We start from the raw sequence: 8,640 nt of genomic DNA, 5'->3' as shown, positions 1-8,640 counted from the left end.
GATGCTGCTGGCGCTTATCGTCTGTCGGATTATCCCGCTGAAGTGGGTGCGCGCCGGCGCCCGCTGGCTGCTGGCGGAAATGCTGCTGTTCTTCGTGCCGGCGGTGGTGGCGGTGGTCAACTACACCCAGCTGCTGATGGTGGACGGCTGGCGTATTCTGCTGGTGATCGCGCTGAGCACGACGCTGGTGCTGGGCGCCACGGCGTGGGTGGTGGATAAAATTTATCGCTATGAAATCAGCAGGATGAAGCATGAGTGATCTCCATCTGAGCATCCTGTGCCTGATCGTGACGCTGGTGCTCTATTTTGCCAATAAGCGCCTCTATCGCCGCTTCCACAAGCTGCCGCTGATGCCGCTGGTTTTTACCCCGCTCCTGCTGGTGCTGATTCTGGTCTTTGGCCATATTTCATATCAAAGCTATATGGGGGAGGCCCACTGGCTGCTGTGGCTGCTGGGGCCGGCGACGATCGCTTTTGCCGTGCCGGTATATGACAACCTCGCGATTATTAAACGCCACTGGATGTCGTTGAGCGCCGGGGTGGTGACGGCCTCAATCGTGGCGGTCTGCAGCTCGGTCTGGCTGGCGCGCCTGTTCACCCTTTCCGATGAGATTCAGCGCAGCCTGGCGGTGCGTTCGGTCACCACGCCTTTTGCGCTGGCCGCGGCCCGGCCCCTCGGCGGTCAGCCGGATCTGGTCGCGCTGTTCGTGGTGGTCACCGGGGTATTTGGCATGGCGATCGGCGATGTGCTGTTTTTGCGCCTGTCGATTCGTGAAGGGATGGCGAAAGGGGCGGGTTTCGGCGCCGCCTCGCACGGTGCCGGGACCGCGCGCTCCTACGAGCTTGGGCCGCAGGAGGGCGTTGTCGCCAGCCTGGTGATGATGCTGTCTGGAGTAGTGATGGTGCTGGCGGCGCCGCTGGTGCGCCTGCTGATGTTCTGATGAACCCCGGCCGAACGGCCGGGGTTAAGAGGCTTAATGCGCCTGGCCGCGTTCGATACCGATGCCGGTCTGTGAGCGGATAAACTGGGCGCGGAACAGCTCGCGTTCGCGCAGCCCTTCCGCCGAGTTATCGGTGGCGGAGAAGAACCAGATACCGATAAAGGCGATGGCAATCGAGAACAGCGCCGGGTACTCGTACGGGAAGATAGCCTTCTCATGGCCGAGGATCTGCACCCAAATCGTCGGGCCGAGGATCATCAGGATAACGGCGGTCAGCAGCCCCAGCCAGCCGCCAATCATCGCCCCGCGGGTGGTCAGCTTCGACCAGTACATCGACAGCAGAATGATGGGGAAGTTACAGCTGGCGGCAATCGAGAACGCCAGTCCGACCATAAAGGCAATGTTCTGATTTTCGAACAGGATCCCCAGCAGAATGGCGACCACGCCGAGGAGCAGCACGGTGATTTTCGATACCCGCAGCTCGTCGCGCTCGCTGGCGCCCTTACGGAAGACGTTGGCGTACAGGTCGTGGGAAACCGCCGAGGCCCCGGCCAGGGTCAGGCCCGCAACCACCGCAAGAATGGTGGCGAAGGCCACGGCCGAAATAAAGCCGAGGAACAGATTACCGCCCACCGCGTCAGCGAGGTGCACCGCCGCCATGTTGTTGCCGCCGATAAGCGCGCCCGCAGCGTCTTTAAACGCCGGATTTGCGCCAACCAGCATGATGGCGCCGAAGCCGATAATAAAGGTCAGGATGTAGAAATAGCCCATAAAACCGGTGGCGTAGAATACGCTTTTACGCGCTTCGCGCGCATCGCTCACGGTGAAGAAGCGCATCAGAATATGCGGCAGACCGGCGGTACCAAACATCAGCCCCAGCCCAAGCGACAGCGCCGATATCGGGTCTTTCACCAGTCCACCTGGGCTCATGATCGCCGCCCCTTTGGGATGGACCGCCATCGCTTCGCTGAACAGGTTATTGAAGCTGAAGCCGACGTGCTTCATGACCATAAAGGCCATAAAGCTGGCGCCGCACAGCAGCAGAACCGCCTTAATGATCTGTACCCAGGTGGTCGCCAGCATGCCGCCAAACAGCACGTACAGCACCATCAGCACGCCGACCAGCACCACCGCAACGTGGTAGTTAAGGCCGAACAGCAGCTGGATAAGCTTGCCCGCGCCGACCATCTGCGCAATCAGGTACAGCGCCACCACCACCAGCGAACCGCAGGCGGAGAGGGTACGGATTGGCCCCTGCTTCAGGCGATAGGAGGCGACGTCGGCAAAGGTATAGCGTCCGAGGTTGCGCAGGCGTTCGGCAATCAGGAACAGAATAATCGGCCAGCCGACCAGGAAGCCGAGGGAGTAAATCAGCCCGTCGTAGCCGGAGGTATAAACCAGCGCGGAGATCCCGAGGAAGGAGGCGGCGGACATAAAGTCGCCGGCAATCGCCAGCCCGTTCTGGAAGCCGGTGATGTTCCCCCCGGCGGTATAGTAATCGCTGCGCGAGCGTACCCGTTTTGACGCCCACCAGGTGATATAGAGCGTCAGGGCGACGAAGATCAGGAACATGATAATCGCCTGCCAGTTTGTCGGCTGGCGCTGGACCGCGCCGGCGATCGTATCGGCCGCGTTTGCGGCAGCCGGGAGCGTGGCGGCAAGCGCCGTCAGAACTTTCTTCATGATGCCTGCACCTCTTTGAGAACGCTTTTCGTCAGACGATCGAATTCGCCGTTGGCCCGCCAGACGTAAACGCCGGTGAGCAGGAAGGAGATAACGATGACGCCGATGCCGATGGGGATGCCGCGGGTGACGCTGGTTCCCGCGTGCAGCGGCGTACCCAGCCAGCCGGGGGCAAAGGCGATAAGCAAAATGAAGCCGACATAGATAACCAGCATGATCAGTGACAAGATGGCGGCAAACCTTTGCCGGGTTGCAACTAACTCCCTGAAATGCGCACTATTTTCTATCCGCTGACAAATTTGATCATTCATCTTAGCGTCTCCAGAGGTATTCCTTTCGTCATCCACGCGCGAGACGTCGGCAGCACGCGTCCGCCCGACGGTAAACCGTCGGGAATCTGCCTGCTTACCGCTTTCCTGCTGCCCGAAATCCTTAGGAAGGTTTTATGTTTATCTCCTCTCCCCGATTGGGGAGAGGGTGTAGGGATTCAGTACGTATTTACGACGGCATTGCGATGGACTGCTTCTCTTCGAGCAGTTTTTCCACCACGCCAGGATCGGCGAGCGTTGAGGTATCGCCGAGGTTGCTGGTGTCACCGGCGGCAATCTTGCGCAGGATGCGGCGCATGATTTTACCGGAGCGGGTTTTCGGTAACGAATCGGTCCAGTGCAGCACGTCCGGGGTGGCCAGCGGGCCTATTTCTTTACGCACCCAGTTGCGCACCTCCGCGTACAGCTCCGGCGTCGGCTCTTCACCGTGATTCAGCGTCACGTAGGCGTAAATGGCCTGACCTTTGATGTTATGCGGGATGCCGACCACCGCCGCTTCGGCGATTTTCGGGTGTGAAACCAGCGCCGATTCAATTTCGGCGGTGCCCAGACGGTGGCCGGAAACGTTCAGCACGTCGTCTACGCGGCCGGTTATCCAGTAGTAGCCATCCTCGTCACGACGCGCGCCGTCGCCGCTGAAGTACATGTTTTTAAAGGTGGAGAAGTAGGTTTGCTCGAAGCGCTCGTGGTCGCCGAACAGGGTGCGCGCCTGGCCTGGCCAGGAGTCGGCGATGGCCAGGTTGCCCTCGGTGGCCCCTTCCAGCGGCGTGCCTTCGTTATCGACGATTACCGGCTGAACGCCGAAGAACGGACGGGTGGCGGAGCCGGCCTTCAGCTCAATGGCGCCCGGCAGCGGGGTAATCATAAAGCCGCCGGTTTCGGTCTGCCACCAGGTGTCCATCACCGGGCATTTCTCGTTGCCGATTTTCTTCCAGTACCACTCCCAGGCTTCCGGGTTGATCGGCTCGCCGACGGAACCAAGAATGCGCAGGGAAGAGCGGTCGGTGCCTTCGATAGCCTTATCGCCCTCGGCCATCAGCGCGCGAATCGCCGTCGGTGCGGTATACAGGATGCTGACCTGGTGCTTATCCACCACCTGGCACATGCGCGCCGGAGTCGGCCAGTTTGGTACCCCTTCGAACATCAGCGTCGTCGCGCCGCAGGCCAGCGGGCCGTACAGCAGGTAGCTGTGGCCGGTTACCCAGCCCACGTCGGCGGTGCACCAGTAGATATCGCCAGGATGATAGTCGAATACGTATTTGAAGGTCGTTGCCGCATACACCAGGTAGCCCCCGGTGGTGTGCAGGACGCCTTTCGGCTTGCCGGTTGAGCCGGAGGTATAGAGGATAAACAGCGGGTCTTCGGCGTTCATCTCTTCCGGCTGGTGCTGGTCGCTGGCGTTTTCCAGCAGATCGCTCCACCACAGGTCGCGACCCTCGTGCCATTCCGTTTTGCCCCCGGTGCGCTTGAGGACGACCACGTTTTCAATGCTGGTCACGTTAGGATTTTTCAGCGCGTCATCGACGTTTTTCTTCAGCGGAATGGCGCGACCGGCGCGCAGGCCCTCGTCGGCGGTGATCACCAGCCGCGAGCTGGAGTCGATGATGCGTCCGGCCACCGCTTCCGGCGAGAAGCCGCCGAAAATAACCGAGTGGATGGCGCCAATGCGGGCGCAGGCCAGCATAGCGACCGCCGCTTCGGGCACCATCGGCATATAGATAGCTACGACGTCGCCTTTTTTAATCCCGAGGCCGAGCAGGGCGTTGGCAAAGCGGCACACGTCGCGATGCAGCTCGCGATAGGTAATTTTCTTGCTCTGGCTGGCGTCGTCGCCTTCCCAGATGATGGCCGTCTGGTCGCCGCGCTCCGCGAGGTGGCGATCGAGACAGTTGGCCGCCAGGTTCAGCGTTCCGTCCTCATACCATTTGATAGAGACGTTGCCCGGGGCAAACGAGGTGTTCTTCACGCGCGTATAGGGTCGAATCCAGTCGAGAATTTTGCCCTGCTCGCCCCAGTACGCGTCGGGGTCGGTCACGGATTGTTGATACTGTGCCTTGTACTGTTCCGGGTTAATCAGGCAGCTGTCCGCAATATTTGCGGGAATCGAGTGTTTATGTATTTGGCTCATGGCTTTTTTTCTCCTGTAGGTTGTTAAATATATGTCAAATAAACGTTAATAGTAGGGGCTTTGCGCGCTTTGTTTGCTATTTGGGGGGCAGATCACGCATTAATTAAACTGAATGAAAATTAATCAAATGAAACTTTTAAGTGGAATAATTTCGTCAGTGAATTTATAGAAATGGAATCGATTAAATTTTTTTTATAACAGATACTTATGCAATGTAAGTGGGGGTAATTAGCGGCTTTATGCATAAAACCAGAGTAAAGGCCTGTTCTTAAAGGCTTGCGCAGCATGCCGTGCAAATGATACTCATATCGCGCGTTAAAAAAACCCATAGAGCAACGCAACACAATTCATACCCCTTTCAGTGGGTAACATTACCTCCGGTAATGGTGCCTTTCATTGAGGAAGTCTGTAGTGATGAAAAAAACAAAAGTCAGCCTGGCCTGGCAAATTTTGCTGGCCCTGGTGCTGGGCATACTCCTGGGCAGTTATCTGCATTACCATGCCGAAAGCCGTGATTGGTTAATCTCGAACCTCCTGACGCCGGCGGGCGATATCTTTATCCACCTGATCAAAATGATCGTGGTGCCGATTGTGATTTCGACGCTGGTGGTCGGGATTGCGGGCGTCGGCGACGCTAAGCAGCTGGGGCGCATTGGTGCCAAAACGATTATCTATTTTGAAGTGATCACCACGGTGGCGATTGTGCTGGGGATCACCCTGGCCAACGTTTTCCAGCCGGGCACCGGCATTGATATGTCGCAGCTGGCGGCGGTCGATATTTCGAAATACCAAAGTACGACGGCGGAAGTGCAAAGCCACGCGCACGGCCTGATGGGGACGATTTTGTCGCTGGTGCCGACCAATATCGTCGCCTCGATGGCCAAGGGCGATATGCTGCCGATTATCTTCTTCTCGGTGCTGTTTGGTCTTGGCCTCTCCTCGCTGCCGGCAACGCATCGTGAGCCGCTGGTGACCGTTTTCCGCTCCATTTCCGAGACCATGTTCAAAGTGACGCACATGGTGATGCGCTACGCGCCGGTCGGGGTGTTTGCGCTGATCTCCGTGACCGTCGCTACCTTCGGCTTCGCCTCCCTGTGGCCGCTGGCCAAGCTGGTGATTCTGGTCTATTTCGCGATTCTGTTCTTTGCGCTGGTGGTGCTGGGGCTGGTCGCACGTTTTTGCGGCCTGAGTATCTGGATCCTGATTCGCATCCTGAAGGACGAGCTGATCCTCGCCTACTCTACCGCCAGCTCCGAGAGCGTGCTGCCGCGTATTATTGAGAAGATGGAGGCCTACGGCGCGCCGGCCTCAATCACCAGCTTCGTGGTGCCGACCGGCTACTCCTTTAACCTCGACGGTTCGACGCTATACCAGAGTATTGCGGCGATCTTCATTGCTCAGCTGTACGGGATTGACCTGTCGCTGTGGCAGGAGATTACGCTGGTGCTGACGCTGATGGTGACCTCGAAAGGGATTGCCGGCGTGCCGGGCGTCTCCTTTGTGGTGCTGCTGGCGACGCTGGGCAGCGTCGGGATCCCGCTGGAAGGCCTGGCCTTTATTGCCGGCGTTGACCGTATCCTCGATATGGCGCGTACCGCGCTGAACGTGGTGGGGAATGCCCTGGCGGTGCTGGTTATCGCCAAGTGGGAGCACAAATTTGACCGTAAGAAAGCGCTGGCGTACGAGCGTGAGGTGCTGGGTAAATTTGATAAGACCGCGCAATAAGCGCGTAATTGAATAAAAAACCCGGCGCTCTGCGCCGGGTTTTTTTTATCGTGGGGCAGGGGATTCCAGATAACGGTGGTTTGGGCGAAGTCCGTTTTTTTAGCTTGTCCTGCAATCTGCGAAACGTTCCGTTCATATTCCGTGGAATGTTCCGTTCACGATGAATCCAGCGCTTTTCTCACACCCGCTGCGGGTGAACGGCACGGGGGGCGTTTCGCCCGCCCCCCGTGGCCCCCGGCATGGCGCTGAAAACTGCCGCTGCGCGGTACGCTCCACTCCGGCTTCATCTGGCGGACCGGGCAGGACTCGACGTCCCTGTCTCGACCTGCCTCTCTGGCCGCTTTATTCGTCCCATCCATGGGACTTACCCCTTCGGGGCCGACGCTAGCGTCGTTCAAAAACGCTCCCGGCGTTTTTGTCCTGGCGGCCAGTCCTGGATGTGCGCCTGCGTTCCCGCCAGTTTTCTTGATGCGCCTTAACCCCCTCGCTGTCAGCCCGTAGATACCAGCAGCCAAATCATTGCTGAAGGCTTTTCAGCAATGACTATGCAGCCATGAGGCATCGGGATATGCAGCAGGGGGGTTGGGCCGGCTAAAAATCGCTGAGGCGCAGGCGGCTGGCCGGGGCCGCCAGCATGGATGCTGGCGGAGGCAAGCCTTACAGGGAGGTTACCTCTTGCCGTCCCCGAATAGCCAGACGGCGGAGACGAAGGTATCGCGCAGCGACGATTTTTCTTGCCGGGATGCCGGGTCCCCAGGGCCGGGCGAAACCGGCCCTGGGCCGTTCACCTATGCCGCAGTAAACAGAAGTATGCGGGACTAATGGTGAACGGAACATTCCACGGAATGTGAACGGAACTTAAAAAGCAGCTTTCTCCCAAACCACCGTAAAAAAGCCATCCGGGCGCGAAGAGGCTACCCCTTGGTTATCCGCTCAAACTCCTCGCATCCGGTATCAAACCCCTCCTGGCAGCTGACGTTCAGCCAGTGCAGGGCCTTCTGCTGATTGGGCTCGATAAAGCCCTTCTCCCCCTGCTGGAACATCATCCCCGCCCAATACTCGGCGTAGCCGGTGCGGGACAGCGAGGAGCTGCGTTTAAAATAGAGCGTGGCCGCGGCGTCATCTTCCGCAATCTGCACGCCGCTGGCGTAAATCAGCCCGAGCAGCATCTGCGCGTCAACGGCGGAGTCGCTTTCCGGATCCTGGGCCGCGTCCTGCAGCAGGGTGATGGCGTACGAATAGTCCGGCTTGCCGGCCTGATGATTGACCAGCACCCGGGCAAGAACGATCTCCCCGGCCTTGCTTCCCGCCTGGACCGACTTTTCCGCCAGCTGCCTGGCCTGCTTGTAATCGGCGTTCTGCGGGTTGCGGATCTTCAGCTGCGCCAGCAGCGCCAGCGCGTCGCCATCGCCGTTTTCCGCCGACTTCTGCGCCCAGTATTCGGCCTGCGGGTAATCGCCGGAGCTGACGTAGGTATCGGCGAGATAGTACTGCGCGCGCGGGTCGCCCGATTCAGCCTGCTGTTTGTACTGACTGCCTGGTTCCATGGCGCCTGCGGTGAGGGAGACCAGCGCCAGCAATAAATAGAGGTATTTCATTTTTTATTATCTATTAGGGATACAGCTAACAGTATAAAGGGAGGCGTAAGAGAAGAAAATGACAGGCGCTAAGCCGGCGTGATGAAACCGGGGCGATAAATGTGTCCCGCCGCCGAGCGTTGCGCCAGCGGCGGGACCGGTCCGTCGCCCGGAAAGGCGCGGCGCGCCCCTCCGGGAAAGCGGTCTGACTTAGCCCATCGCGCTTTCGCGCAGGCGGGCTTTTAGCTTACTGTACT

At 58.9% G+C, this 8,640-nt stretch carries 7 protein-coding genes; 3 read left to right on the top strand and 4 right to left on the bottom strand.

Annotated features, from left to right (window positions below; genetic code table 11):
- The coding region (locus tag PFH44_RS22315; RefSeq protein WP_283826179.1) for a CidA/LrgA family protein at window positions 1-259 on the top strand (259 nt) is incomplete at its 5' end.
- Window positions 252-941 carry an LrgB family protein gene (locus tag PFH44_RS22310; RefSeq protein WP_283826178.1) on the top strand — a complete coding sequence of 230 codons (690 nt, stop codon included), beginning with the start codon at window positions 252-254 and terminating at the stop codon, window positions 939-941. The genes PFH44_RS22315 and PFH44_RS22310, both read left to right, overlap by 8 nt.
- A gap of 33 nt (window positions 942-974) precedes the next feature.
- Here the strand turns inward: PFH44_RS22310 and actP are convergent, their stop codons facing one another.
- From actP to acs, 3 genes are all read right to left on the bottom strand, one after another.
- Window positions 975-2,624, bottom strand: a complete 1,650-nt coding sequence (gene actP, locus PFH44_RS22305; RefSeq protein ID WP_045853424.1) for a cation/acetate symporter ActP — start codon at window positions 2,622-2,624, stop codon at window positions 975-977.
- Window positions 2,621-2,935: a DUF485 domain-containing protein gene (locus PFH44_RS22300; protein ID WP_045853423.1), complete on the bottom strand. Its 315-nt coding sequence runs from the start codon at window positions 2,933-2,935 to the stop codon at window positions 2,621-2,623. The genes actP and PFH44_RS22300 overlap by 4 nt, the downstream gene beginning before the upstream one ends.
- A gap of 187 nt (window positions 2,936-3,122) precedes the next feature.
- Complete coding sequence (gene acs / locus PFH44_RS22295) at window positions 3,123-5,081, bottom strand: acetate--CoA ligase (protein WP_045853422.1); 1,959 nt, start codon at window positions 5,079-5,081, stop codon at window positions 3,123-3,125.
- 414 nt (window positions 5,082-5,495) lie between these two features.
- Here acs and gltP point away from each other — a divergent pair, with 414 nt between their 5' ends.
- On the top strand, window positions 5,496-6,806 hold the full coding sequence (gltP, locus tag PFH44_RS22290) for a glutamate/aspartate:proton symporter GltP (protein WP_283826177.1): 1,311 nt from the start codon (window positions 5,496-5,498) through the stop codon (window positions 6,804-6,806).
- Between the two features lie 914 nt (window positions 6,807-7,720).
- Here gltP and PFH44_RS22285 read toward each other — a convergent pair.
- Entirely contained in the window at window positions 7,721-8,404 is a 684-nt protein-coding gene (locus PFH44_RS22285) for a tetratricopeptide repeat protein (protein ID WP_283826176.1), read from the bottom strand.
- Window positions 8,405-8,640: the final 236 nt, after the last annotated feature.

This window comes from Klebsiella sp. Ech2A (assembly GCF_030078455.1).
Lineage (GTDB): Bacteria > Pseudomonadota > Gammaproteobacteria > Enterobacterales > Enterobacteriaceae > Klebsiella > Klebsiella terrigena.
Note: the sequence above shows the minus strand (reverse complement) of the source record. Positions and strands in the feature narration are given on the sequence as shown.